Origin of the sequence: Sphingobium sp. YR768 (assembly GCF_900111125.1) — a bacterium.
Classification (GTDB): Bacteria; Pseudomonadota; Alphaproteobacteria; order Sphingomonadales; family Sphingomonadaceae; genus Sphingobium.
Genome location: NZ_FOGE01000011.1, coordinates 1 through 23,678, shown reverse-complemented (window position 1 = coordinate 23,678; position 23,678 = coordinate 1). Strand labels below are relative to the sequence as shown.

23 protein-coding genes are annotated in these 23,678 nt (G+C 63.0%); 14 read left to right on the top strand and 9 right to left on the bottom strand.

Going from position 1 to position 23,678, the window contains the following annotated elements:
* Positions 1–16 precede the first annotated feature (16 nt).
* Positions 17–325 (top strand): hypothetical protein, encoded by a 309-nt coding sequence (locus BMX92_RS26960; protein WP_143066790.1) that lies wholly within the window; start codon positions 17–19, stop codon positions 323–325.
* Here BMX92_RS26960 and BMX92_RS13620 read toward each other — a convergent pair.
* A complete protein-coding gene (locus BMX92_RS13620) occupies positions 295–1,794 on the bottom strand; it encodes a CoA-acylating methylmalonate-semialdehyde dehydrogenase (protein ID WP_093017357.1) in 1,500 nt (499 codons plus the stop codon). The two genes, BMX92_RS26960 and BMX92_RS13620, sit on opposite strands and share 31 nt — an antisense overlap.
* 98 nt (positions 1,795–1,892) lie before the next feature.
* Here BMX92_RS13620 and BMX92_RS13615 point away from each other — a divergent pair, with 98 nt between their 5' ends.
* Positions 1,893–2,783 carry a LysR family transcriptional regulator gene (locus BMX92_RS13615; RefSeq protein ID WP_093017355.1) on the top strand — a complete coding sequence of 297 codons (891 nt, stop codon included), beginning with the start codon at positions 1,893–1,895 and terminating at the stop codon, positions 2,781–2,783.
* Positions 2,784–2,835: 52 nt separating this feature from the next.
* On the opposite strand, the gene BMX92_RS13610 is transcribed toward BMX92_RS13615, so the two are convergent.
* From BMX92_RS13610 to ligK, 3 genes are all read right to left on the bottom strand, one after another.
* Complete coding sequence (locus tag BMX92_RS13610) at positions 2,836–3,714, bottom strand: amidohydrolase family protein (RefSeq protein ID WP_093017353.1); 879 nt, start codon at positions 3,712–3,714, stop codon at positions 2,836–2,838.
* Positions 3,711–4,745 (bottom strand): 4-oxalomesaconate tautomerase, encoded by a 1,035-nt coding sequence (locus BMX92_RS13605; RefSeq protein ID WP_093017351.1) that lies wholly within the window; start codon positions 4,743–4,745, stop codon positions 3,711–3,713. The genes BMX92_RS13610 and BMX92_RS13605 overlap by 4 nt, the downstream gene beginning before the upstream one ends.
* A 118-nt stretch (positions 4,746–4,863) precedes the next feature.
* Positions 4,864–5,538, bottom strand: a complete 675-nt coding sequence (gene ligK, locus BMX92_RS13600) for a 4-carboxy-4-hydroxy-2-oxoadipate aldolase/oxaloacetate decarboxylase (protein ID WP_093017349.1) — start codon at positions 5,536–5,538, stop codon at positions 4,864–4,866.
* Between the two features lie 103 nt (positions 5,539–5,641).
* Between ligK and BMX92_RS13595 the strand changes: the two genes are divergently transcribed.
* The 6 genes from BMX92_RS13595 (at position 5,642) to BMX92_RS13570 (ending at position 11,207) form a co-directional block, all read left to right on the top strand.
* Positions 5,642–6,793 (top strand): LysR substrate-binding domain-containing protein, encoded by a 1,152-nt coding sequence (locus BMX92_RS13595; RefSeq protein WP_093017347.1) that lies wholly within the window; start codon positions 5,642–5,644, stop codon positions 6,791–6,793.
* Between the two features lie 65 nt (positions 6,794–6,858).
* Complete coding sequence (locus tag BMX92_RS13590) at positions 6,859–7,722, top strand: NAD(P)-dependent oxidoreductase (protein WP_093017345.1); 864 nt, start codon at positions 6,859–6,861, stop codon at positions 7,720–7,722.
* Between the two features lie 87 nt (positions 7,723–7,809).
* Positions 7,810–8,835, top strand: a complete 1,026-nt coding sequence (locus BMX92_RS13585; protein WP_093017343.1) for an amidohydrolase family protein — start codon at positions 7,810–7,812, stop codon at positions 8,833–8,835.
* Entirely contained in the window at positions 8,832–9,284 is a 453-nt protein-coding gene (gene ligA / locus BMX92_RS13580) for a protocatechuate 4,5-dioxygenase subunit alpha (RefSeq protein ID WP_093017341.1), read from the top strand. The genes BMX92_RS13585 and ligA overlap by 4 nt, the downstream gene beginning before the upstream one ends.
* A gap of 1 nt (position 9,285) precedes the next feature.
* The gene (locus tag BMX92_RS13575; RefSeq protein ID WP_093017339.1) at positions 9,286–10,179 is read left to right on the top strand and encodes a class III extradiol dioxygenase subunit beta; all 894 of its coding nucleotides are present in this window, start codon (positions 9,286–9,288) and stop codon (positions 10,177–10,179) included.
* Positions 10,180–10,268: 89 nt separating this feature from the next.
* On the top strand, positions 10,269–11,207 hold the full coding sequence (locus BMX92_RS13570; protein WP_093017337.1) for a Gfo/Idh/MocA family oxidoreductase: 939 nt from the start codon (positions 10,269–10,271) through the stop codon (positions 11,205–11,207).
* 66 nt (positions 11,208–11,273) lie between these two features.
* Here the strand turns inward: BMX92_RS13570 and BMX92_RS13565 are convergent, their stop codons facing one another.
* The 4 genes from BMX92_RS13565 to BMX92_RS13550 form a co-directional block, all read right to left on the bottom strand.
* The gene (locus BMX92_RS13565) at positions 11,274–11,498 is read right to left on the bottom strand and encodes a hypothetical protein (RefSeq protein ID WP_093017334.1); all 225 of its coding nucleotides are present in this window, start codon (positions 11,496–11,498) and stop codon (positions 11,274–11,276) included.
* Complete coding sequence (locus tag BMX92_RS13560; protein WP_093017332.1) at positions 11,488–11,685, bottom strand: hypothetical protein; 198 nt, start codon at positions 11,683–11,685, stop codon at positions 11,488–11,490. Before BMX92_RS13560 ends, BMX92_RS13565 begins: the two co-directional genes overlap by 11 nt.
* Positions 11,682–12,563 (bottom strand): helix-turn-helix domain-containing protein, encoded by an 882-nt coding sequence (locus tag BMX92_RS13555; RefSeq protein WP_093017330.1) that lies wholly within the window; start codon positions 12,561–12,563, stop codon positions 11,682–11,684. The genes BMX92_RS13560 and BMX92_RS13555 overlap by 4 nt, the downstream gene beginning before the upstream one ends.
* A gap of 120 nt (positions 12,564–12,683) precedes the next feature.
* Positions 12,684–14,828 (bottom strand): TonB-dependent receptor plug domain-containing protein, encoded by a 2,145-nt coding sequence (locus BMX92_RS13550; protein WP_093017328.1) that lies wholly within the window; start codon positions 14,826–14,828, stop codon positions 12,684–12,686.
* Positions 14,829–14,903: 75 nt separating this feature from the next.
* Here BMX92_RS13550 and BMX92_RS13545 point away from each other — a divergent pair, with 75 nt between their 5' ends.
* From BMX92_RS13545 to BMX92_RS13520, 6 genes are all read left to right on the top strand, one after another.
* Positions 14,904–15,440, top strand: a complete 537-nt coding sequence (locus BMX92_RS13545; protein ID WP_256213426.1) for a hypothetical protein — start codon at positions 14,904–14,906, stop codon at positions 15,438–15,440.
* Complete coding sequence (locus BMX92_RS13540) at positions 15,437–16,417, top strand: cytochrome-c peroxidase (RefSeq protein WP_218145786.1); 981 nt, start codon at positions 15,437–15,439, stop codon at positions 16,415–16,417. Before BMX92_RS13545 ends, BMX92_RS13540 begins: the two co-directional genes overlap by 4 nt.
* Positions 16,418–16,482: 65 nt before the next feature.
* Entirely contained in the window at positions 16,483–18,396 is a 1,914-nt protein-coding gene (locus tag BMX92_RS13535; RefSeq protein WP_093017326.1) for a CocE/NonD family hydrolase, read from the top strand.
* Positions 18,397–18,592: 196 nt separating this feature from the next.
* Entirely contained in the window at positions 18,593–20,977 is a 2,385-nt protein-coding gene (locus BMX92_RS13530; RefSeq protein WP_093017324.1) for a hypothetical protein, read from the top strand.
* A 199-nt stretch (positions 20,978–21,176) separates the two neighbouring features.
* Complete coding sequence (gene pobA / locus BMX92_RS13525) at positions 21,177–22,346, top strand: 4-hydroxybenzoate 3-monooxygenase (protein WP_093017557.1); 1,170 nt, start codon at positions 21,177–21,179, stop codon at positions 22,344–22,346.
* Between the two features lie 2 nt (positions 22,347–22,348).
* Entirely contained in the window at positions 22,349–23,359 is a 1,011-nt protein-coding gene (locus tag BMX92_RS13520; protein WP_093017322.1) for an aldo/keto reductase, read from the top strand.
* Positions 23,360–23,448: 89 nt separating this feature from the next.
* Here BMX92_RS13520 and BMX92_RS27715 read toward each other — a convergent pair.
* A partial coding sequence (locus BMX92_RS27715) for a hypothetical protein (RefSeq protein ID WP_218145785.1) occupies positions 23,449–23,678 on the bottom strand: 230 nt, incomplete at its 5' end.

Below are 23,678 nucleotides of genomic sequence, written 5' to 3'. Positions count from 1 at the left end.
GCTGCTGACCGCCAAAATGGCCGACGTAGCGGAATTCGATGCGGGGGAGATGGCACGCCCGGATGATCGAAAAGATATCACTTCCGGCGCGGATGAAATAAGTTTTCAATCCGGGAGAGAATTATTCTTTGTTTTTCAGTGGGATGATGGTCGAGAAAATCTAAGTTTGCCAGATCATTTCTGCTTCGTAAAAGCGGAACGACGATTCACCACCTATTCTCGTCAGATCAGATCGCAAAGATATCGGCGGATGGAATCGCTGTCTTTCGGACGACGATTCCATCCGCCGAGCCCTTATTTCATCGTCGGGATGACGAAGCTCTGATCGATCACGGCACCGCCGGTCGGCCAGCGCTGCGTGATCTTCTTGGTGCGGGTGTAGAAGCGCACGCCATCCTCGCCATATTGATCGAGGTCGCCGAAGCCCGAGCGCTTCCAGCCGCCGAAGCTGTGATAGGCGACCGGCACCGGGATCGGCACATTGATACCGACCATGCCGACTTCGACATCGGCGGCGAAGCGGCGGGCATAATCGCCATTGCGGGTGAAGATGGCGACGCCGTTGCCATATTGATGCTTGGACGGATAGCTGAGGGCTTCTTCGAAGGTTTCGGCGCGCAGGATCTGGAGCACCGGACCGAAAATCTCGTCCTGATAGCTTTTCATCTGTGGCGTTACCCGATCGATCAGGGTCGGGGCGAGATAGAAACCGTCCTCATAGCCCTGGAGCGAGAAGCCGCGCCCGTCGACCACGATTTCCGCGCCTTCATCGGCCGCCATCTGGATGTAGGATTCGACGCGCGCCTTGTGCACGCCGGTGACGAGCGGGCCATATTGGGCGTCGGGATCGGTCGGGATGCCGGGGCGCAGGGTTTCGATCGCGGCGATCAGCTTGGCACGGAAGGCTTCCGCCGTCGCTTCTCCCACGGGGGTTACGACAGGCAGGGCCATGCAACGCTCACCGGCCGATCCGTAAGCAGCACCCACGATGTCGGCGACGGCCTGATCCATGTCCGCATCGGGCAGGATGATGCCGTGATTCTTGGCGCCGCCCATGCACTGGGCGCGCTTGCCGTTCTGCGCGGCGCGGGCATAGACATAGTTGGCGATGTCGGACGAACCGACGAAGCTGACCGCCTTGATCGCCGGATGGTCAAGGATCGAGTCGACCATTTCCTTGTCGCCATGGACGACATTGAGGATGCCGGCCGGCAAGCCCGCTTCCATCGCCAGTTCAGCGAGGCGCACCGGGACCGAGGGATCGCGCTCGGAGGGCTTCAGGATGAAGGCATTGCCGCAGGCGATCGCCATCGATGCCATCCACAGCGGGATCATCGCCGGGAAGTTGAACGGGGTGATGCCCGCCGCGATGCCGAGCGGCTGGCGCACCGAATAAACATCGATGCCCGGGCCGGCGCCTTCGGTATAATCGCCCTTCAGCAGATGCGGGATGCCGCAGGCGAATTCCACGACTTCCAGGCCGCGCTGGATATCGCCCTTCGCGTCGGCGATCACCTTGCCATGTTCGGATGAGAGCATATAGGCGAGATCGTCCATATTCGCCTCGATCAGCTCCTTGAAGCGGAACAGGACGCGGGCGCGGCGCTGAGGGTTGGTGGCGGCCCAGGCGGGCTGAGCCTCCAGCGCGGAATCGATCGCCTGCTGGAGCAGGGCGGGTGTGCCGAGTTCGACCTGCGCCTGCACCGCGCCGGTCGAGGGATCGAGCACGTCGGACAGTCGCGCGCCGGGCAGGGGGGCCGTCTTGCCGTGGATGAAATGGGTGATGGATCGCATGATGATCGGTGCTCCTCTCCGGTTCTTTCCGTGACCATCGCTATAGACCTGTGCGTTTGGCAGCGGTACAGGAAGGTCAACACATTGGTTGTGCAGATATGCCTAGGCTGAACTCCGACGATCTGCGCCTGTTCCTGGCGGTCATGCGCGAAGGCAATATGCTGGCGGCGGCGCGTCGCGTCGGCATCGATCATAGCACGGTTGCGCGACGGATCACCGCGCTGGAGGTAGTGTTGAGCGCGCGCCTGTTCGACCGATCGCCACGCGGGGTGACGCCGACGCCGGCGGCTTTTGCACTGACGCCGCATGCCGAGAAGGTGGAGAGCGAATTGGTGGCGGCGGCCGCCAGTGTCGCCGGGCGCGACCGCGAAGTGGAAGGGGTGGTGCGACTGGCGACACCGGAAGCCTTTGCCGCCTATCTGGTGGCGCCGCATGTTGTGCGACTTCGGGCGCAGCATCCCCGGCTGATGCTGGAATTGGCATCGGAAAGCCGGGCGGCGAGTCTTTCCAAGCGCGAGGCGGATATTGCGGTGATGCTGAAGCCACCACCCAAAGGGCGACTGGTTGCTCGCAAGCTGGCCGATTATCGGATCGGCCTTTATGCGTCGAAAGATTATGTCGCGCGGCATGGCGCGCCGGTAGAGCGCGCCGACCTCAGCCGGCATGCCTTCGTATCCTATATCGAGGAGCTTGCGGGCTTTCCCGAAATGATAGCGCTCGACCAGATCGTGGCGGGGGCGACGATCGGCTTTCGCGCCAGTTCCAGCGCGGCGCAGCATGAAGCCGTTGCCGCTGGCGTGGGACTGGGCGTGCTGCATGTCTTTGCAGCGGAGGCGGACGAGCGACTGGTGCGATTGTTGCCGGGGCGAGCGGAAGTGTGGCGCAGCTATTGGCTGGTCATGCACGCCGATCTGCAACGGTTGCCGCGCGTCCGGGCAATCGTCGATTTTCTGGACGAGGTGGCGCAGGACATGCGCGAGCGGTTGTAAAGAAAGCCGCCGCATGGTGGATGCGGCGGCGTTTTTGATGTCTATCCGGCGATCAGGCCAGTTCTTCGGGCCAGTAGAGGCGCATCGGATTGTCGATCAGGAGCTTGCGCTGAAGGGCCTCAGTCGGCGCAATGCGCGCGATCATGTCGACCAGATGGCCGTCGTCAGGGATATTGTCCTGCATGTTCGGATGCGGCCAGTCGGTACCCCACAGGACGCGGTCCTGATAGTCGGATACCAGCGGCGCGACCGCATCGGCAAAGGCGTTCCATGGATCGCCTGTCGGGTCGAGACGGTCGGGGCAGGTCGCCTTGAACCAGATGTCGTCGCGGCTTTCGAGGAAGGCGCGGAAGGCCTTCATGTCGGCGCCGTCCGGCCCCTGGGTCACATCGGGGCGGCCCATATGGTCGATCACCAGCGGGACGGGGATGGCATCCATGAAGGGACGGAGTTCCTCCAATATGTCGGCTTCGAAATAGATGACGACATGCCAACCGGCGGGCAAACGCCTGGCGACTTCCAGGAACTTGTCCTTGGGCGCGTCGTCAACCAGCCGCTTGAGGAAATTGAAGCGGATGCCGCGCATCCCGCCTTCATGCAGGGCGGCAAGATCGGCGTCCGAAATCGCCGGGTCGACGACGGCGACGCCACGCGCCTTGCCATTCGACTTGGTAATTGCGTCCAGCGTGGCGGCATTGTCGGTGCCGTGGCAACTGGCCTGTACGATGACGTTGCGGGCAAAGCCCAGATGATCGCGCAGGGCGAACAGCTTGTCCGGGCCGGCATCCTCCGGCAGATATTTCGCCTTCGCGCTGAACGGGAAATCCGCCATCGGGCCGAAGACATGGCAATGGGCATCGATCGCGCCTGCTGGCGGCGTGTAAAGCGGCTTCGACGGATTGCCGTGCCATGAAGTGATGCGATTGCTCATGCAAAAACCTCTCCGTCCATCAATTTCCGCGCGGTGCGCAGCATGGCCGCGCTTGTGACCGTGCCGCTTTCGTCCAGTTCCATGACACAGGTGGTCTCGCCGGTCGGATGTTCGACCGACAGCGTCTTGCGATTACCGTTCGGGATCGACGCCACCTCGGCGGCGGGCGATCCTTCGATCAGGCAGGCGGTCGCGACGCTGACCGCGCCCAGCACGCCGATCGAGGCATGGGCCCGATGCGGGATGAAACAGCGTACCGTGACCGCGCCGCCATCACGGGGCGGGGCCACCAGCATCATTTTGGGCACGGACTTGTCCTTGACGTCGCCCAGGTTCATCCGTTCACCGACGGCAAGGCGGATCTTCTCGATCCGGGCTTTCAATGCGGTGTCGTTATCGAGCGTCTCGCGATCTTCATAGCCGGTGACGCCGACATCCTGCGCCTTCATCACGACGCAGGGCATGCCATTGTCGATCAGGGTGACGCGCACGTCCTCCACCTCGTCAAAGGCATTGCCGGTGGGGAGCAGCGCGCCGCAGGAGGAGCCGGCGGTATCACGAAATTCCAGCGGAATGGGGGCGGCGCTGCCGGGAACGCCGTCGATCTTTGCGTCGCCATCATAGCGGACCTTGCCGCCGGGCGTCTGCACCGTGGCAATGGCGATCTGGCCGGTATTTTCCATGAAGATGGCGACGCGGGTTTCGCCGTCCTGCGCCGCGACAAGACCGCGCTCGATCGCGAAGGGACCGATGCCGGCAAGGATGTTGCCGCAATTCTGGGCGTCGCTAACGATCGCCTGATCGACGAAGACCTGCAGGAAGAGATAGTCGATATCGACGCCCTCCCGCTCCGACTTCTTCACGACACCCACCTTGCTGGTGAGTGGATCGGCGCCACCCATGCCGTCAATCTGGCGCGGGTCGGGCGAGCCCATGACGCGCAGCAGGAAGGCATCGCGGGCGGCGGTGTCGGTGGGCAGATCCTCCGCCAGGAAATAGCCGCCCTTCGACGTGCCGCCGCGCATCCACATGACGCGGGATTGGGTATGTGCTGTCACTTGAAACCTCCGTTCGCTTCGAGCGAAGTCGAGAAGCGGTCAGGGCAACTCAATCGTTTCTCGACTACGCTCGAAACGAACGGCTGACGGTTTAAATATACTTCAGGCCCATTTCTTCCAGACGCGGGCGCATATTGTAGATGTCGAGGCCGAGTTCGCCAGCGGCGAGACGGACGCGCTTGGCTTCCTCGGCGGCTTCGCGGGCCTGCGCCTTTTCCAGTACCGACGCGGCGTCTGCGCGCGGCACGATGCATACGCCGTCATCGTCGGCGATCACGACATCGCCCGGATTGACCAGCGCATTGGCGCAGATGACGGGGATGTTGACGCTGCCCAGCGTATTCTTGACCGTGCCCTGCGCATGGACGGCCTTCGACCAGACGGGGAAGTTCATATGCGTCAGATCACGCACATCGCGCACGCCCGCGTCGATGATCAGGCCACGGCAGCCACGCGCCTGCGCCGAGGTGGCGAGCAGATCGCCGAAATAGCCGTCGGTGCAGGGGCTGGTCGGGGCGAGGAGGAGGATATCGCCTTCCTGCAACTGCTCGATCGCGACATGGACCATCCAGTTGTCGCCCGGCGCGGCGGAAATGGTGACGGCGCTGCCGGCGATGCGGGCGCCGCTGTATATCGGGCGCATATAGGGGGCGAGCAGCCCGGTGCGGCCCTGTGCTTCGTGCACGGTGGCGACACCGGCTTTGGCGAGGCCGTCAATGACGGAGAGGTCCGCGCGCTGAATATTCTGGACGACGACGTTGGACATGGACCGGTTCCTTCTCCCAAGATGGACAGCGACATGGACAGTTGCACCGCGATGCTCAAATCCGAACTGGCGCAATGCCATTAAATTTTGATAATCATCAAATATGGAACCCGATCAGTTCAATATCCGACACCTCGCCGCGATGGCGGCCGTGGTCGATCAGGGCAGCGTCAGTCTGGCTGCCCGCGCGGTCAACCTGACCCAACCGGCGGTAACGCAGGGCATCGCCAAGCTGGAGGCGCAACTGGGTGTGCGGCTGTTCGACCGGCAGCCCGGCGGTATGGCCGCGCTGGAGGCGGCGCAGCGGTTGAAGCCGCGGATCGATGTGGCGCTGCGGCTGATCGGCAGCAATCGCGTGACGGCGGCGCAAGTGCGGGCCTTCGTGGCGCTGGCGCGGGCAGGCAGCTATGCGGCGGCGGCGGCAATGACGGGCGTGGCGGAGCCGTCGCTGCACCGCGCGGTCGGCGATCTGGGGCTGGCGGTCGGCAGCCGATTGGTCGACCGGCGGGGTAGGGGGGTGATGCTGACCAAGCCGGGCATGGCGCTGGCGCAGCGATTGCGGCTGGCGCTGGCGGAATTGCGGCAGGGGTTGGCCGATCTGGCTGATCTGAAGGGGGAGGAGGGCGGCCGCATTTTGGTGGGGGCGATGCCGCTGTCGCGGGCGCGCCTGCTGCCCGACGCGATCATGCGGTTCCGGGCCGATTTCCCGCAGGTCGATATCAGTGTTGCGGAAGGTGCGCATGCCGAGCTGGTGGGACCGCTGCGGGACGGCGAAATCGACATGATGATCGGTGCGCTGCGCGATCCGGCCATGGCGCTGGATTTGGAGCAGCGGGCCTTGTTCGAGGATCGGCCGACCATATTGGCGCGGCACGGTCATCCCTTGGCGATAGGTTGGGATGCTGATGCACTGCGCCGTTTTCCGTGGATATTGCCGCCGGAGGGAACGCCGCTGCGCCAATTGTGGAAGGCCATGTTTGCGGAACTGGGCGGTGATGTGCCCGCCGTCCCGATCGAGTGCGGGTCGGTGATGACGATTCGGCAATTGCTGGTCGGCGGGGATTATCTGACGCTACTCTCTTATGACCAGTTGGCACTGGAGCTGGAGGCGGGGCTGCTGGCGGATATCGGCCCTGCGCCCGGTGCAATCAGTCGGACTATCGGCCTGACAACGCGCGCCGACTGGCGACCGACCCGTTTGCAACAGCAGTTCATGGCAGCGGTCGAAGCCTCTGTCCGGGAGATGACTTCGTAAATTCTTATGAGGGTAGGGCGGATTCGATTGGCCGTTGCCGATCCTATGGATCATTCAGTGGCGCCATGGAGCAGGAAATTGGTCTGATTGGATTTGGCGAGGCAGGGTCCACCTTTGCATTGGCGGGGGATTGGGCCGGGTCTGCCCATGTGTTCGATGCAAAGACGGAGGATGCCGTCGCGCGGGACGCTATGCTGGCCCGTTATGGCGAAGCTGGGGTTACCGCCGCCGACAATCTGGCCGACGCGCTGGATGGCCTATCGCTGATAGTGTCGCTGGTGACGGCGGATCAGGCTCTGGCTGTTGCGCAGGCCGCCGCCGGACTGATCGTGCCGGGCGCGCTCTATTGCGACCTCAACAGTGTTGCGCCGCAGACCAAGCGGGCGGCAGCGCGGGCCATCGAGGCGGCGGGCGGCCATTATGTCGATGTGGCGGTGATGGCACCGGTCGATCCCGCACGGCTGAATGTGCCGCTGCTGCTGAGTGGCGAGAAAGCCGGGGAGGTTGAGGCGCGGTTGCAGGCATTGGGCTTTGCCAAGACCCGCGTGGTGGGTGAGGCCGTCGGCAGGGCTTCCTCGATCAAGATGATCCGGTCGGTCATGGTCAAGGGGATAGAGGCGCTGACAGCCGAATGCGTGCTGGCCGCCAGCGAGGCGGATGTGCTGGATGAGGTGATGGCGTCTCTGGATGCGAGCGAGCGGCCGCGCCCCTGGGACGTGCGGGCGGACTATAATCTCGACCGGATGCTGGTGCACGGGCTGCGCCGTGCGGCCGAGATGGAGGAAGTGGTCAAGACGCTGGAAGGGCTGGGCACGGGCGCGGCGATGACCCGCGGCACGGTGGAACGGCAGCGAGCGATCGGTGCGCTGGGCGTGAAGGCGCCGCCCGACGGGCTGGGCGCGAAGATCGGTGCGATTACGCAGGATTGAATGAATTTTTGGCGCGGGCGTCATGCGCCGTCGCCTGAGACCCCGGCCTGGGCCGGGGTGACGCAATAAGGTTGGAGATAAAAGCGGATGAGCCTGATTATCGATTGCCACGGTCATTATACCGTATTGCCCAAGGGGCATGACGCCTGGCGCGAGGAGCAGAAGGCGGCGTTCAAGGCGGGCACAGCATGCCCGCCCTATCCCGAGATCAGCGACGCTCAAATTCGCGAGACGATCGAGGCGAACCAGTTGCGCCTCATCAAGGAGCGCGGCGCCGACCTCACCATCTTCTCCCCGCGCGCATCCGCGATGGCGCCGCATGTCGGCGATGCCGACGTCGCGAAGGAATGGGCGATCCGCTGTAACGATCTGATCGCGCGGGTCGTGGCGATGTTCCCCGAAACCTTCGTCGGTGTGTGTATGCTGCCCCAGTCGCCCAAGGCGGACATGGCCAATTCGATAGCGGAGCTGGAGCGCTGCGTCACCGAACTGGGCTTTATCGGCTGCAACCTCAATCCCGATCCGGGCGGCGGGCATTTCACCCATCCGCCGCTGACCGACAAATATTGGTATCCCTTCTACGAGAAGATGGTCGAGCTGGACGTACCGGCGATGATCCATGTGTCGGGCAGTTGCAATCCGGCGATGCACGCGACCGGCGGCTATTATATCGCGGCCGACACGATTGCCTTCATGCAGTTGCTGGAAGGCGACCTGTTCAAGGATTTCCCAACGCTGCGCTTCATCATCCCGCATGGCGGCGGCGCGGTGCCCTATCATTGGGGGCGCTATCGTGGCCTCGCTGACATGCTCAAGAAGCCCGACCTGTCGACCCATCTGATGAACAATATCTTCTTCGACACCTGCGTCTATCACCAGCCGGGCGTCGACCTGCTGGCCGACGTGATCGAGAACAAGAACATCCTGTTCGGATCGGAAATGGTCGGCGCGGTGCGCGGCATTGATCCCACCACCGGCTTCTATTTCGACGACACCAAACGCTATGTCGATGCGTTGGAGATCAGTGACGAAGAGCGCGCTGCGATCTTCGCGGGCAATGCCCGCCGTGTCTTCCCGCGCCTCGACGCCAAATTGAAGGAGAGGGGACTATGATAACAGAAGATCCCAAGCATCAGGATATCCACGAATATCTGGCCGAGATGGAGGATATTCCCGGCACGCGCGTGTTCACCGCCGCGCGGGCGCGGGTAGGCTATCATATCAACCAGTTCGCCATGAGCCTGATGAACGCGGAGAATCGCGCGAAGTTCAAGGCGGACGAGCGCGCCTATATGGACGAGTGGCCGCTGACCGAGGACCAGAAGCAGGCGCTGCTGGCACGCGACTATAATCGCTGCCTGGACCTGGGCGGCAATGTCTATTTTCTGTCGAAGCTGTTTTCGACCGATGGCATTCCGTTCGCGGAAGCGGTCAGCACCATGACCGACATGAAATTCCCAGAATATCGCGAGATGATGATGCAGGGTGGCCGCTCGCCAGAGGGTGTGCGGTCGATCAAGGCCAATGAAGCGGCCGCTGCCGCGAAGAAAGAGGATCGCTGAGATGGCGCGTATTACCGCTGGCGTGGCGTCGAGCCATGTGCCGCTGCTGGGCGTAGCGTCCGATTTCGGCAAGGATCGCGACGATTATTTCGGCCCGATCTTCGCCGGATACGACTGGACCCGCGCATGGGAAGAGGCCGAAAAGCCCGACGTCGTCATATTGGTCTATAACGACCATGCCTCTGCCTTCGACATGAAGATCATCCCGACCTTCGCGATCGGCTGTGGCGAGCGTTACAAGTCGGCCGACGAGGGCTGGGGCCCGCGCGCAGTGCCGGACGTGGAGGGGCATCCTGACCTCGCCTGGCACATGGCGCAGAGCCTGGTCCTGGATGAGTTCGACATGACCATCATCAACGAGATGGATGTCGACCATGGCCTGACCGTGCCGCTTTCCATGATGTTCGGCAAGCCCGACGTCTGGCCGTGCAAGGTCGTGCCGCTGGCGGTTAATGTCGTCACCTATCCGCCGCCGTCGGGCAATCGCTGCTGGGCGCTGGGCGAGGCGATCCGCAAGGCAGTCGAGAGTTTCCCCGAAGATCTGAACGTCCAGATCTGGGGCACGGGCGGCATGAGCCACCAGTTGCAGGGGCCGCGTGCGGGCCTGATCAACAAGGAATGGGACAATATGTTCCTGGACGGGCTGATCGGCGACAGCGACCATCTGCGCCGTATCCCGCACATCGAATATCTGCGCGAAACCGGCAGCGAAGGCATCGAAATGGTGATGTGGCTGGTAATGCGCGGCGCGCTGGGCAAGAGCACCCGCATGTTGCATCGCCATTATCATGTGCCCTGCTCCAACACTGCGATCGGCCATATGGTGCTGCGCCCCGACAATGGCGAAGGGCTGGACATGACCGGCAGCGACGTGACGGCGATCGCGGCGGAATAATTCATCGAGGCGAGCCTTGGCGCGTGCCTCACCCCACCCCAAACCCCTCCCCTAAAGAGGAGGGGCTTTTATAGTACGGAGTTTGGTCCATGCGTATTGCCCTGGCCGGTGCCGGCGCCTTTGGCGAAAAGCATCTTGATGGCCTCAAGAATATCGACGGCGTGACCGTCACCTCGATCATCGGTCGCGAACTGGAAGCGACGAAGAAGGTCGCGGAGAAATATGGCATCGGCCATGTCACCACCGACCTCAACGAAACGCTGGCGCGCGACGACGTGGATGCGGTGATCCTGTGTACACCGACCCAGATGCATGCCGCGCAGGCGATCGCCTGTATGGACGCGGGCAAGCATGTAGAGGTCGAGATTCCGCTGGCCGACAGCTGGAAGGACGCACAGGCGGTGCTCGCCAAGCAGCAGGAAACGGGCCTGACCTGCATGGTCGGCCATACCCGCCGCTTCAACCCGTCGCATCAGTTCGTCCACAATCGCATCAAGGCGGGCGAATTCAATGTTCAGCAGATGGATGTGCAGACCTATTTTTTCCGTCGCAAGAATATCAATGCGAAGGGTGAAGCGCGGTCCTGGACCGATCATCTGCTGTGGCATCATGCCGCGCACACGGTCGACCTGTTCGCTTATCAGGCGGGCAAGATCGTGTCGGCGCATGCCATGCAGGGGCCGATCCATCCGGAACTGGGCATAGCCATGGACATGTCGATCCAGTTGAAGAGTGAGACGGATGCGATCTGCACCCTGTCGCTGTCGTTCAACAATAATGGCCCGCTCGGCACCTTCTTCCGCTATATCGGCGATACCGACACCTATATCGCGCGTTACGACGATCTGGTGAACGGCAAGGAAGAACCGGTGGATCTGGCCGGCGTCGCCGTCTCCAACAATGGTATCGAATTGCAGGACCGCGAATTCATCAGCGCGATCCGCGAAGGCCGCGATCCTAATTCGAGCGTCGCCAAGGTGTTCGATTGCTATCGCGTGCTGGGCGAGCTGGAAACGCAGCTCGGCTAAGCCAGCCATCCCTTCGGGATCGCAGGGAAGGGCGTGGCCGCAACAGCGGGCCGCGCCCTTTCTTTATCAGGCAAGTATGGGATGGGTGAAGCGCAGATCGTCGAGCAGGTCTTCGATCAGCGCCACGTCGCGGATGCTGCCGGTCGGCGCCGCGGCCCAATTGCAATGAGGATGGGTAGTCCGGCTATAGAGGCGGATCGGGCCAATCGCCTTGCGCCAATGATGCTTGCTCTTGCCATGGTCGCGCAGCAATCGCGCCACCAGCAGGTCGATCATCCCTTCACTCGTCATTGCCGTCCTTTGCAGACCAATGACCCGGCAGGTCAAGATAGGCCTCCAGTTCGCGCCAATGTCGTTCCCAGCCGGGGCCGCGTCGTTCGGGCGGGACATGGCATTCGACAATATGGCGGGCGCGGGTGACGATATTGTCCTGCGGGGTGCGTAGCCGGTCGAGGATATGGCGGATTTCATCGCTCATGGCTGGCACCGCTCGCGTGCGGCGCGATAGGCGCGGGGGGGTTGTCCGACATGGCGGGCAAAGAAGCGCGAGAAATAAGCCGGATCTTCAAAGCCCACGGCATAGGCGATGTCCGCCACCGACATTTGTGAATAGAGCAGGAGGCGGCGGGCCTCCAGCAGGCTGCGATCATCCAGCATCTGTGCGGGGGAACTGCCCGCGACACGCGCGCAGGCCTGGCGCAAGGCGGTAAGGCTGGTGCCGAGCGCCTTGGCGTGGACCGACACCGGCTCGCGCTGGCGGAAGCGCTGTTCGATTCGTTCGCGCAAGCGGGCGACCAATGCGGTCTGGCGCGCGGTTCCGGGTTGCGTCGCATCAGTCAGCGTCGTGTGGCGCAGCGCCAGTACCATCAGCGATAGCAGCGCGGATTCGATTGCGGCGCGTTGACCGGGGCCGGCCCAGCCCAATTCTCTGGCCATGCGATCGATAATCTCTTCAGCTGTGTCGCCCTCTTCGTGCGGCAGGGCGACGGCATGGGGGCGTGCGAACAGGGGCGCGAGGTCGATGTCGCGGCCGATCAGATGCCGCAGATAGGAATCGGCAATGGTGGTGACATGCCCGCGCGATTCGCTGTGCCAGCTGAAGCCATGGACGATGCCGGCCGGGATCAGCAGCAGGCATGGGGCGTCGAAACTGACCTGCGCCGCCTCCGCCTGCATCGCGCCGCCGCCCTGCGCGATCAGGATGATATGGTTGAGATCGCGATGGACATGCGGGCGGATCGTCCATTCGCTGGGACGGGATCGGTCGTCCAGGCTTTCGACATGGACGAAGCCTTCCGCGACGCTGCGTTGCGGCTCTCCGTATAGATAGAAGCTGGGGACGGACGCCGTCGACATGGGACGGGAATAGGGCAGACCGCTGAAAGCGGCAACAGGGATAGCGAGCCGGGCAATGTTGCTTCGTCCATATATTGGCCGTCTGGCGGGGGCAGCTTGTACCGCCCCCGCCCTGCACGATCAGTAATGGACCCGGACGCTGGCGAAGAGCGTGCGGCCCGGTTCGGGGAAGCCGTCGGTCAGCGTGTAATAATCGTCGAGCAGATTGCGGCCGCCCACGCCGATGTCGATCTGCGGCGTCAGGGCATAATCGACGCGCAGGCCCGCATTCACATAGGCGCCGGTGCGATAATAGACCTGCGCAGCGGAAGCCGGCGTTGCGGTGAACAGCGTCCATCTGTTCGAGGCGAGGTCGACATTAGGGACTATGTGCAGCCCCTCGATTGGCGCCCAGTCCAGATAGGCGAAGCCCTTGTGTGTCGGCACGCCAGTCGGGCGGAAGGCGGGGTTGGCGGCATAATCGAGATCGCGTTTGATCCCGGTATAGTTGAAGCCGACATCCAGCCCCGGCAGGATGGTGGCGGCGACCGACAGTTCCACACCATAATATTCGCCTTTGCCGACATTGCGGCTCTGCGTCAGGTTGGTGAGGACGCAGCCTGCGGTCGGGACGGCTGGCGGCGTGGTCGATGCGGTGCAGGGATAGGCCGGGGTCGCTACGCCAAAGATGGCGTTGCGTACCCAGCTGTAGAAGAGCGCGCCTTCGACCCGGACCGGGCCGCTGCTCCAGCTTCCGCCGATTTCCGCATTGGTTGCCCGTTCCGCCTTCAGATCGGGATTGGGAATGGCGGTGTTGAAGCGCTGGCTGAAGCGTTCGAAGATGGTCGGGAAGCGTGCGCGGGAGGAAAGGCTTGCGTGTAGCGCCACCGCGTCGCTCGCCTGCCAGTCGAAGCGACCCTGCAAATTCCAGGTGTCGGAGTCGCGGCGCGGGTAGTTGTAGAGGACGGACGCGCCGGACGTGCCGAGCGGGGCGCCATATTCCTGCGCCTTGATCAGGTTACGCCAGTCGAAGCTGCCGCCCAGAGTGAAGGTCAGGTCAGGGCTGAGCCGCAATTCATTTTCCAGCGCGGCGGAGAAGGTTTCCTCGGTCTGGGTCTGGCGCGGCTCGGTGGTCGCGACCCCGGCGGTGGAGAAGCTGGTCTGGAATTCGACATGCTTGTCATGGCGATAATGGAAGGCGAGGCGCAGCGTATCCATCTCCGTCACATCGAAATCAAGCTGGGCCGATCCACCCCAGGCGCGATCTTCATAGGGGGAATCGAAGGCATAGGGGCGGCTCTGCGTGGTCTGGGTGCGGTCGTTGAAGGACCGCAATATGGAATCGAACTGGTTATAATAAGCGCGGGTCTTGAGCGTCGCACGATCGCCCAGCGCCGTGGTCGACAGGAAGTAGAGGCTGGTGATGTTCCATTGCGGCCAGTCCCAGAAACGCGCCGTCGTCACCGTGTCGCTGATGTGGAGCGGTGCGCCCTTCGACCCTTCCTGATAGGTGTAGCTGAGCGCATATTCATCCGTGGCGTTGGGCGCGAAGCCGACCTTGGCATTGACGCGCCAGTCTTCGGTGCGGGAGAAATCGCGGGCACCGCCATTTTCCAGCGTCGGCACTTTCGCCGTGAAATCGTTGGGCAGATCCCAATGGTCGGTAAAGCTGCGGGCGTAGCTGGCCTGCGCATACCAATTAACCTGTTTCGTCCCGACCATGGCAGAGGTGGAGTAACCGGCATAATCGGTATCATTGTCGAAATTGACCGTGCCGCGCACGTCGATGTCCAGTTCCTTGGTGGGCTTGCGCGTCACGAGATTGATCGCACCGCCCATGGCGCCGGGGCCGTCGAGTATGGAGGCATAGCCCTTCGCCACCTGCACCTCGGCGATGTCGGTGGTGAGGAAGCGGCCATAGTCCAGCCGGTTGTCCGCCGGCAGATAGACGCGGATGCCGTCGATCGAGAGAGGAACCTGAAACCGGTCGAAACCGCGCACGAAGACCAGCCGTTCGTTGCGCGTGCCGCCACTGTTGCCGGCCGAAACGCCGGGCATCAGATTGACGGCATCGTCCAGTGCGGTGCGGCTGAAGGTATAGATGGCGTCCGAAGACAGGCTGTTGCTGTCGATTTCGATTCCCTGCGCGCGGGGCGCTGTGACGATGATCTGGCCCAGCGAAAAACGGTCCGACGCGTCGGGTGCTGGCGCAGCATCCGTCTGCGCCATGGCTGGGGTCGCAAGGATGCTGCCTGCCAGCAGCAGGGCGGCTGAAGTGAAACGCATGAAATCCCCCTATCTTGGTCGTTCGACTCGCTATATCTGGCTGTATATAGATCACCGTCTTCGGGGAAAGAGATCATGCGTTTGAACAGCCTGCTGCCATTGCCTCTCTTGGTCGTCCTGGGCGGCGCTACGCCTGTATTGGCGCAGACGCCCATGGGGCAGGAGGCGGCGACCTGTTCTGCGCCAGCCGAATTGCCCGCAGAATTGCAATCCTGGCGCAGCCCGGTGCCTCTGAAAGCGGGCGTCGATCGCAAGACCGCCGCCAAGGCGATGTTGACGGCCGGGCAGGCGGTGACGCTGGCGCTCAGCCCTACGCCCAAAATTGCCTATCCCGTGCGTCCGGCCAAACCGGGCGGATCGGTCAGCTATGGCGGCCTTGCCAGCTTGACCGTGGCGCAGGCCGGCACATGGCGGGTGGCGCTGGGATCGGGCGCATGGGTGGATGTGGTGAAGGATGGCGAGGCCGCTACCTCCATCGCCCATGGTCACGGCCCCGATTGCAGCGGCGTGCGCAAGATGGTGGATTATAGTCTGGAGCCCGGCACCTATACTATACAGGTTGCCGCCAATGGTTCGGACAGCTTGACTTTGCTGGTGACGCGCCTGCCGTGACGCGCGCCTTTCTGGCGGTCGCGGCGCTGCTGCTGATCGCGGCTGGCGCGCCCTGGCGCTGGGACTTGCCCGCCGGAGTCGCGCCGCCGCCGGTCCCGGCCGATAATCGCATGAGCAGCGCCAAGGTCGAGCTTGGCCGCCGGCTCTTCTACGATGCCGATCTCTCTGCGGACGGCACCATGGCTTGCGCGGCCTGTCATGAGCAGAAGCGCGCCTTTGCCGGCGGGAACGCCACCCGGCCGGGCGTGCATGGCGATCCGGGCCGACGCAATGTCCCCGGCCTGGCCAATGTCGGCTGGTTCAGCCGTCTGACCGCCGCCGATCCGGATGTGACGACGCTGGAGGCGCAGGCGCTGGTGCCGTTACTGGGCGAGCGCCCGGTGGAGATGGGCATGAAAGGGCTGGAGGCGGAACTTGCCCGGCGGCTAAGCGCGGACGCCTGTTACCGGCGCATGTTCGCGCGCGCCTTTCCGGACCGAGGGGGGCGGATCGACCTGCACAATGTGACGGCGGCACTGGGGGCATTCGAGCGAACGATGATCGCGCTCGATAGTCCCTATGATCGGTATGGGCGGGGGGACCAGACGGCTTTGTCAGCGGCCGCGCAAAGGGGCGCTCGGGTCTTTGCGCAGGCCGGATGTACCAGCTGTCATGCGGGGCGCCTGTTGACCGATATGGACTATCACCGGTTGGAAGCTGTAGCGGCGCGCGATCCGGGCCTTGTGGAACGGACCGGTCTGTCTGGTGACGCCGGTCGTTTCCGCACGCCATCCCTGCGCAATGTCGCGTTGACCGGACCATGGTGGCATGACGGGAGTGAGCGGACGCTGGAGGGCGCCATCCGTCGCCATGGCAAAGCGATCCCCGAACAGGATATGCCTGCGATCATCGCCTTTCTGCAAAGCCTGAGCGATACGCATTTCACGACCGATCCACGCTTTTCGATGCCGGATCGGGCGTGCGGGCGGCGGTTGTAATATTGCCTGTGTCAGGCGTCTGATTCCCGCTTGACCGGGCGATGGCGGCCAGTAACCCATGACATATGAAAAAGCCCTTCCGCACCGCCGTCTGTCTGAGCGCTGCCGCGCTCGCCCTGCTTTCGCCCGTCCTTCCGCTCGCCGCGCAGGATAGCGCGGCGGGGCCGACCGACACGATGATGAACGAGCAGGTGAAGGCCTATGACTGGGTTCGCCCGCAGGCTGACTATGTGCGCAAGGTGGTGATGATCCCGATGCGTGACGGGAAGAAACTCTACACCGTCATCGTCTATCGCAAGGGTGTTGCCGACGCGCCGATCCTGCTCAGCCGGACGCCCTATAATGCGGACAAGGCGACCAGCCGGAATCGCAGCCAGAAGATCGAAGAAATCCTGCCCGTGATGGACGCCGCGTTCGTGAATGACGGCTATATTCGCGTCTATCAGGATGTGCGCGGCCTCGACGGGTCGGAGGGCGACTATGTCATGAACCGTCCGCTGCATGGCCCCCTCAACCCGACCAAGGTCGATCATGCCACCGACGCCTATGACACGATCGACTGGCTGGTGAAGAATGTGAAGGAAAGCAACGGGAAGGTCGGCATCACCGGCTCTTCCTATCTGGGCTTTACATCGCTGATGGCGCTGATTGATCCGCATCCGGCGCTTAAAGCCGCCGTCCCGCAAAGTCCGATGGTCGATGGCTGGATGGGCGACGACTGGTTCCATAACGGCGCCTTCCGCACATTCGGCTTCGACTATGATCTGGGCCAGACGGTGAAGAAGGGCGGCGGGTCCGTGCCCAAGGGTACGGGCGACGAATATGAAGCCTATCTGGCGGCCGGATCGGCCGGCGATTATGCCCGCGCCTATGGCCTGACGGACCTGCCGGTCGTGCGCAAGGTGCTGGAGCATCCGAGCTATGACGCCTGGTGGCAGGGGCAGGCGGTCGACAAGCTGCTGGCCGCGCGCAAGCTGACCGTGCCGACCATGCTGGTGGTGGGGCAATGGGACCAGGAGGATAGCTATGGTGCGCCCGCCGTCTATCAGGCGCTGGAGAAGCAGGACGCCAATAATGATCTGCTGAGCCTGGTGATCGGCCCCTGGCGCCATAGCCAGGTCAATTATGAGGCGCGCGAGCTGGGGCCGCTCAAATGGGAGGGCGACACCGGGCTGCAATTCCGCACCCATTATATGAAGCCGTTCCTGGACTGCCATCTGAAGACGGTGGCGCCCAAATGCGATACGCCGCCCGTGCTGACCTACGCCAGCGGCGCCAACCGGTGGGAAGTGTCGAAGCAATGGCCGGCGGGCGATTATACGCCGCTCTATCTGGGGCAGAATTTCGGCCTGTCCTGGAACAAGCCGCAGGCGGGCAGCGACTCCTATGTCTCCGATCCGGCCAAGCCGGTGCCGATGCTGCCCCGACCGATCCATATGCAGGGGGAGGAATGGCGCACCTGGCTGGTCCATGACCAGCGCTTCGTCGACGGGCGGCCGGACGTGCTGAGCTATGCGACGGGCGCGCTCGACAAGCCGGTGCATATCAAGGGCGCGCCCAAGGTGGACTTGCGCGCCGCCACGACCGGGCGGGACAGCGATTTCGTGGTCAAGCTGATCGATGTCTATCCGCAGGAAAATTCGGCCGATCCGACCATGGCGGGCTATCAGCTGGGCATCGGGATCGAGATTTTCCGGGGGCGTTATGTAAACGGTTTTGCGACGCCCGCGCCGTTGGAGCCGGGCAAGACCTATGCCTTCCAATGGACGCTGCCCAATGTCGACCATGTCTTCCTGCCCGGCCACAAGATCATGGTGCAGGTCCAGTCCAGCCTCTTCCCGCTCTATGATCGCAACCCGCAAAGCTGGGTGCCCTCGATCATGGAGGCGAAGTCCGGCGATTATCAGAAGGCGACCGAGACGATCCATTGGGGCGGCGATGCGGCCAGCGCGGTGTGGCTGCCGGTCGCGCCGCAATGACGATGCTTGCCTGATCATCGGGCGTTGATCGGTTTCATTTCAACGGCGGGACAGGCGTTGTTCATGCAGGATGAACAACTTTGTGCGAAACGGCGTTACCCCAACCATCCGCCTTTTGTCCCTTGGCGGGGGAGGGACGGTGTAGAGGGCGGCCTGGCTGCCCGATGACAGGAATAGGCTTTTGTTGTTCAACAGGATGATGCGTTTCACTTTGTGTGCGGCGGTGCTGCTGGTGTCGGCACCATCCTATGCTGCCGATCCTGCGCCGTTCGAACTGACCGGCCCGGCGCTGCGGGTGAATGTGACGCGCGGTGGCCAGAGCCTGCCCATCGCGCAGGTTCCCAGCCTGTCCGAAGGGGATAAGCTGACGGTCGAAGCGGATCTGCAAGGGGACCAAGGGGCTCGCTTCATTCTCGTGTCGGCCTTCCTGCGCGGGGCGACCAATCCGCCGCCCAAGGACTGGATCAGCTTTGCCGAAACCTGGCGGAAGAAGCCCAAGGACAAGCTGCTGACCCTGACCGTGCCCAAGGGCGCGCGACAGATGGTGGCATTTCTGGTGCCCGATACTGGCGGTGCCGAAGGCACATTGGCCGATTCTGTACGGGGCAAGCCGGGCGAATTCGTGCGTGCGACGCAGGACCTCAATCAGGCCTCGCTCGACCGGTCTCGTCTGGACGCCTTCATGGGCGCGATCCGCGCGCAGGATAACAGCCATCCCGAATATCTTCGCACGCTCGCGCCCGTTCTGGCGCGCAGCCTGTCGATGAAGCTGAATGAGGAATGCCTGTCCAAGGTGATCGAGATGCAGGCCTCCTGTCTGCTCGACAACCGGGATACGCTGGTGCTGTCAGATGTGCACACCAGTTCCATGGCGGAGACGCTGACGGGCGCGCCGACCGATCTCGCCCTGCAACTCAGCGCCACGCGGGAGGCGGGCTATGGCTATTACAGCGCCTATATTGCCGTGGTGCGTGACGTGGCGAAGATATTCGGCGCCTTCAGCAATCCCGAATTCGGTTATCTGCCGACCCTGAGCGTGCGCAAGGGGGATGGAATCGGGCTGCTGCTGAACAGCGCGCCTTCCTTCCAGAAGCCCAAGTCGGTGATGGTCGTCGCCATGCCCGCGATCGAGGCCAATAGCCCGCCGCGCCTGCGGAGCGGGGCCAGCGGACCGATCTGCGCGGCGCGGCCGGATGCTGTGCTGCCGGTGGAAGGGGCGCCGCTCATCTATTCCACCAGTTACGCCCGATCAATGACGCTGGCGCTGAAATCGGCGTCGGGCGAAACGGTGGAACTACCGGTGGAGGCGCGTGCGGACCGGGGCGGCTATGTGCTGGCCCGTGATGCAGTGTTGCCCGCGACATTCAAGGGAACGGCGCAGGGCCATCTTTATGGCCAATGGGGTTTCGACCGCTTCGAAGGCCCGGACTTCACGTTGCAAATGCCCGACGAAAAGGGCTGGGTGGTAGACGGTGAAACACCCGCTTTGGTGATCGGGCGCGATAATGATCTGGCATTGAAGGGCGGTGCACCGGCCTGCGTCGAAAGTGTCACCGTGCGACAGGGGAATGCGACCCAGCAGGTCAAATGGAAGGTGGAGGGGCCGGACCGGCTGGCACTGACCTTGCCTCTGGCCGACCGCAGGCCGGGTCCGCTCGCTGTCGAGGTCAAATATCAGGGCGTCGCGCAACCGGCCAGCATATCGCTGCGCAGCTATGCGCAGGCGAGCAGGCTGGATGGATTGCAATTACATGCCGGGGACCGCACGGCGTTGCTGTCGGGGCAGCGGCTGGATCAGGTGGAAAGCGTCGATGTCGCGGGCCTGTTGCTGCGCCCGGATGGCTTGACCCGTGACGGGTCGGTGGATCGGCTGCGTCTGATCGCATCGGATGGCGGGGCAACGCTGGATCAGGGGCGTGACGTCACGGCCCGGGTCAAGCTGCGCGATGGGCGGATAGTCAGTCTGGGCATGACTGTAACGGCGGCGCGGCCGCAGGTCGGCTTGCTCAGTAAGAGCATCACACCGGGCACGCCGCCTGCCAATGGCAAGGCGCTGACGTTGACGGGGGATGCGTTGTTGCCCGACGACGGCAGGCTCGTCTTCTCCGTTCGCGCCAATGACGGCACGACATTCACGGCAGGGGATCTGATCGAGGTCGCGCCGGCTGACGATAGCGCGGCGATCCGGTTGACTACATCCAATGGCATGCGGCTTGAAGGTCCGCAGGTGATGGTTGCGACACTGGACCCCAAAGCCATGGCGCCATCGCTGTTCGGGCCATTGCGCTTTCGCTTGCGGCATGGTGACGAAGCGAGTGACTGGCAACCGCTGGTGACACTGGCGCGCCTGCCGCAGATTGAGGCTGTTTCCTGCGAGGCAAAAGCGGATGGCTGCACCATCAAAGGGCGCGATCTGTTCCTGATCGACGCTGTGGGTGGCACGCCGACGCTGGATCAGGCAGCGCCTGTGGCGCAGGGCTATACCGGTTCGACGCTCAAGGCCCCCGTGCCGCAGGACGGCAAACTCTATCTGCGGTTGCGCGATGCGCCCGACAGCGTCGTGACCCTTCCTGCCGCATGATGGAGGCGGGAGCCGACGGATCGTCCATTGGTGATCGTGCATCAGCATCGCGTATTCGCCATAAAATAAGCCAATATCTGGCTATGCCTTCCATCCATGATGATCGATCGTCCAAATAAATGGCTGTTCCGGCCATGGGCGTCGCGGATGCCGCACGGCATCCTCCCCTCCAATTCCGCATAGGTTGGAGAGGATGATCATGAAAACCCAGGTCGCCATCGTCGGCGCAGGCCCCGCCGGACTGATGCTCGGCCATCTGCTGCGCGCAGAAGGCATTGATACGGTTATCGTTGAACGGGCATCGCCGGACTATGTGCTGGGCCGCATCAGGGCCGGCGTGCTGGAACGCACGACGACTGACCTGATGGATCGTCTGGGCTTGGGCGCGCGCATGCATGCGGAGGGATTGCCGCATGACGGTTTCCATCTGGCAGATGGCGAACGCCTGATCCGCATCGACATTGCCGCGCTGACCGGTCGGCAGGTCATGGTCTATGGTCAGACCGAGGTGACGCGCGACCTGATGGATGCGGCGCCGGAACGCGGGCTGGAAATCATCTATGAAGCGGCCGATGTGGCGCTGCACGATGTGGACAGCGATGCGCCCTATCTCACCTATAACAAGGATGGCACGAGTCATCGCATCGATGCCGCTTTCCTCTGCGGTTGCGACGGTTTCCATGGGCCGTCGCGCAAGGCAATCCCGGCATCGGTCGCTTGCAGCTATGAGAAAGTCTATCCCTTCGGCTGGCTCGGCATTTTGGCGGACGTGGCGCCCTGCAATCATGAACTGATCTACGCCAATCACGAGCGCGGCTTTGCGCTGGCGTCCATGCGGTCTGAAACGCGCAGCCGCTATTATATTCAGGTGCCTCTGGACGAGAGGATCGAAGAGTGGCCCGATGACCGGCTTTGGGATGAACTGGCGACCCGGTTGGGGCCGGAAGCGGCCGCGCATATGACCCGCGGCCCGGCGCTGGAAAAATCGATCGCCCCGCTGCGCAGCTTCGTGTTCGAACCGATGCGCCATGGCCGGTTGATGCTGGCGGGCGACAGCGCCCATATCGTGCCGCCGACAGGCGCCAAGGGTCTGAATCTGGCGATGTCGGACGTGCATTATCTGTCTCAGTCGTTGATCGCATTCTTCAAAAGTCATGACAGCGACGCGGTGGCCGGCTATTCGGACAAGGCGCTGGCCCGTGTCTGGAAATCCGAACGCTTCTCATGGCAGTTGACGAAGCTGATGCACCGCTTCCCCGACAGCGATGCGTTCGATCGCCGGATGCAGGTTGCCGACCTTGACTATATCGCTTCCTCGGTCGCGGCGCAGACGACGATCGCGGAAAATTATGTAGGATTGCCCCTGTAGAGATGACCAGTCTTCCCACTCGCTCCATCGGTCCCTTCACCGTTTCGGCCATCGGCCTGGGTTGTATGAACCTCTCCCACGCTTACCTGCCGCGTCCTGATGCGGCGGAGGCGGAGCGACTCCTGCGGCATGCGCTCGACGTCGGCGTCACTTTCTTCGATACCGCCGCCCTTTACGGCTTCGGCGCTAATGAGGAACTGCTGGGCCGGACGCTTATGGACCGGCGAGGAGAATTTACCCTGGCGAGCAAATGCGTGCTGGGGGAGGTTGATGGCAAGCGTGGCTTGGATGGCTCGCCTGCCGCGATCACCAAGACATTGGAAGATTCGCTGCGTCGCCTGAAGGTCGACCATATCGACCTCTATTATCTCCACCGGCTCGACCCCAATGTGCCGATCGAGGAGTCTGTCGGTGCATTGGTTCGCGGTGTCGAAGCCGGCAAGATTGGTGCGATCGGCCTGTCGGAAATGTCGGCGGCGACGCTGCGCCGTGCGCATGCGGTGCATCCGATCGCGGCGATGCAGACCGAATATTCGCCCTGGACCCGCAATCCCGAAGTGGCGGTGCTGGACGCCTGCGCCGAACTGGGCGTGGGCTTCGTCGCCTTTTCGCCGGTTGGGCGTGGGCTGCTGGCGGGCAATCCCCATGTTGCCAATCTGCCGCAGGGCGATATTCGCGCCTTCATGCCGCGTTTCAAGGCGCCGCATCTGGAAGCGAATCTGGCACTGGCCGGTCGGCTGGCTATGCTGGCGAATGAAGCCGGCTGTACGGCGGCGCAGCTCTGTCTTGGCTGGTTGTTGGCGAAGGGCGATCATGTCGTGCCGATTCCGGGGACGACCAGCATGGCCCATCTGGACGAAGATCTGGCTACCCTGTCGCGCGAATGGCCAGCGGACCTGATTGCAGAGGTTGATGCGCTCTTCTCTTTCGATGCGCCGTCGGGGCCGCGTTATCCGCGCGAGGCACAGTCGCAGGTTGATACCGAAACATGGGAAGGCGAGCCGCTGGCCTGAATCGGAATCGGTGATTCTCGCGTCGTTTCAAAGGCTTGATTCGGCGGTTCGGCGGTAAAGAGGTAGAGTTTGTGGGGCGTGGAGGGATTTCATCTTTCCACGCCTTTGCTTTTCCATGGACACAGAACTGCTGAAAAATCACCGTTTCTCAATGTCTTGCCGAAGGATTTCCCTCTCCCTTTCACGAAAGTTTCAAAAAGGTTGTTGACGGAATCGGCGGCTCTATCTAGAGGGCTTTTCACCGGACGGGGCGCTGCCAGCAGGGAGCGCCTGGGACGGTCGCCAACATAGACGGGATGCCGCTCCCCTGGAAGTAGTT

Excerpts from the sequence above, each read along its gene's own strand:
- BMX92_RS26960 (WP_143066790.1), top strand. The coding sequence starts at position 17 with ATGGCCGACGTAGCGGAATTCGATGCGGGGGAGATGGCACGCCCGGAT.
- BMX92_RS13620 (WP_093017357.1), bottom strand. The coding sequence starts at position 1,794 with ATGCGATCCATCACCCATTTCATCCACGGCAAGACGGCCCCCCTGCCC.
- BMX92_RS13615 (WP_093017355.1), top strand. The coding sequence starts at position 1,893 with ATGCCTAGGCTGAACTCCGACGATCTGCGCCTGTTCCTGGCGGTCATG.
- BMX92_RS13610 (WP_093017353.1), bottom strand. The coding sequence starts at position 3,714 with ATGAGCAATCGCATCACTTCATGGCACGGCAATCCGTCGAAGCCGCTT.
- BMX92_RS13605 (WP_093017351.1), bottom strand. The coding sequence starts at position 4,745 with ATGTGGATGCGCGGCGGCACGTCGAAGGGCGGCTATTTCCTGGCGGAG.
- ligK (WP_093017349.1), bottom strand. The coding sequence starts at position 5,538 with ATGTCCAACGTCGTCGTCCAGAATATTCAGCGCGCGGACCTCTCCGTC.
- BMX92_RS13595 (WP_093017347.1), top strand. The coding sequence starts at position 5,642 with ATGGAACCCGATCAGTTCAATATCCGACACCTCGCCGCGATGGCGGCC.
- BMX92_RS13590 (WP_093017345.1), top strand. The coding sequence starts at position 6,859 with ATGGAGCAGGAAATTGGTCTGATTGGATTTGGCGAGGCAGGGTCCACC.
- BMX92_RS13585 (WP_093017343.1), top strand. The coding sequence starts at position 7,810 with ATGAGCCTGATTATCGATTGCCACGGTCATTATACCGTATTGCCCAAG.
- ligA (WP_093017341.1), top strand. The coding sequence starts at position 8,832 with ATGATAACAGAAGATCCCAAGCATCAGGATATCCACGAATATCTGGCC.
- BMX92_RS13575 (WP_093017339.1), top strand. The coding sequence starts at position 9,286 with ATGGCGCGTATTACCGCTGGCGTGGCGTCGAGCCATGTGCCGCTGCTG.
- BMX92_RS13570 (WP_093017337.1), top strand. The coding sequence starts at position 10,269 with ATGCGTATTGCCCTGGCCGGTGCCGGCGCCTTTGGCGAAAAGCATCTT.
- BMX92_RS13565 (WP_093017334.1), bottom strand. The coding sequence starts at position 11,498 with ATGACGAGTGAAGGGATGATCGACCTGCTGGTGGCGCGATTGCTGCGC.
- BMX92_RS13560 (WP_093017332.1), bottom strand. The coding sequence starts at position 11,685 with ATGAGCGATGAAATCCGCCATATCCTCGACCGGCTACGCACCCCGCAG.
- BMX92_RS13555 (WP_093017330.1), bottom strand. The coding sequence starts at position 12,563 with ATGTCGACGGCGTCCGTCCCCAGCTTCTATCTATACGGAGAGCCGCAA.
- BMX92_RS13550 (WP_093017328.1), bottom strand. The coding sequence starts at position 14,828 with ATGCGTTTCACTTCAGCCGCCCTGCTGCTGGCAGGCAGCATCCTTGCG.
- BMX92_RS13545 (WP_256213426.1), top strand. The coding sequence starts at position 14,904 with ATGCGTTTGAACAGCCTGCTGCCATTGCCTCTCTTGGTCGTCCTGGGC.
- BMX92_RS13535 (WP_093017326.1), top strand. The coding sequence starts at position 16,483 with ATGAAAAAGCCCTTCCGCACCGCCGTCTGTCTGAGCGCTGCCGCGCTC.
- BMX92_RS13530 (WP_093017324.1), top strand. The coding sequence starts at position 18,593 with ATGATGCGTTTCACTTTGTGTGCGGCGGTGCTGCTGGTGTCGGCACCA.
- pobA (WP_093017557.1), top strand. The coding sequence starts at position 21,177 with ATGAAAACCCAGGTCGCCATCGTCGGCGCAGGCCCCGCCGGACTGATG.
- BMX92_RS13520 (WP_093017322.1), top strand. The coding sequence starts at position 22,349 with ATGACCAGTCTTCCCACTCGCTCCATCGGTCCCTTCACCGTTTCGGCC.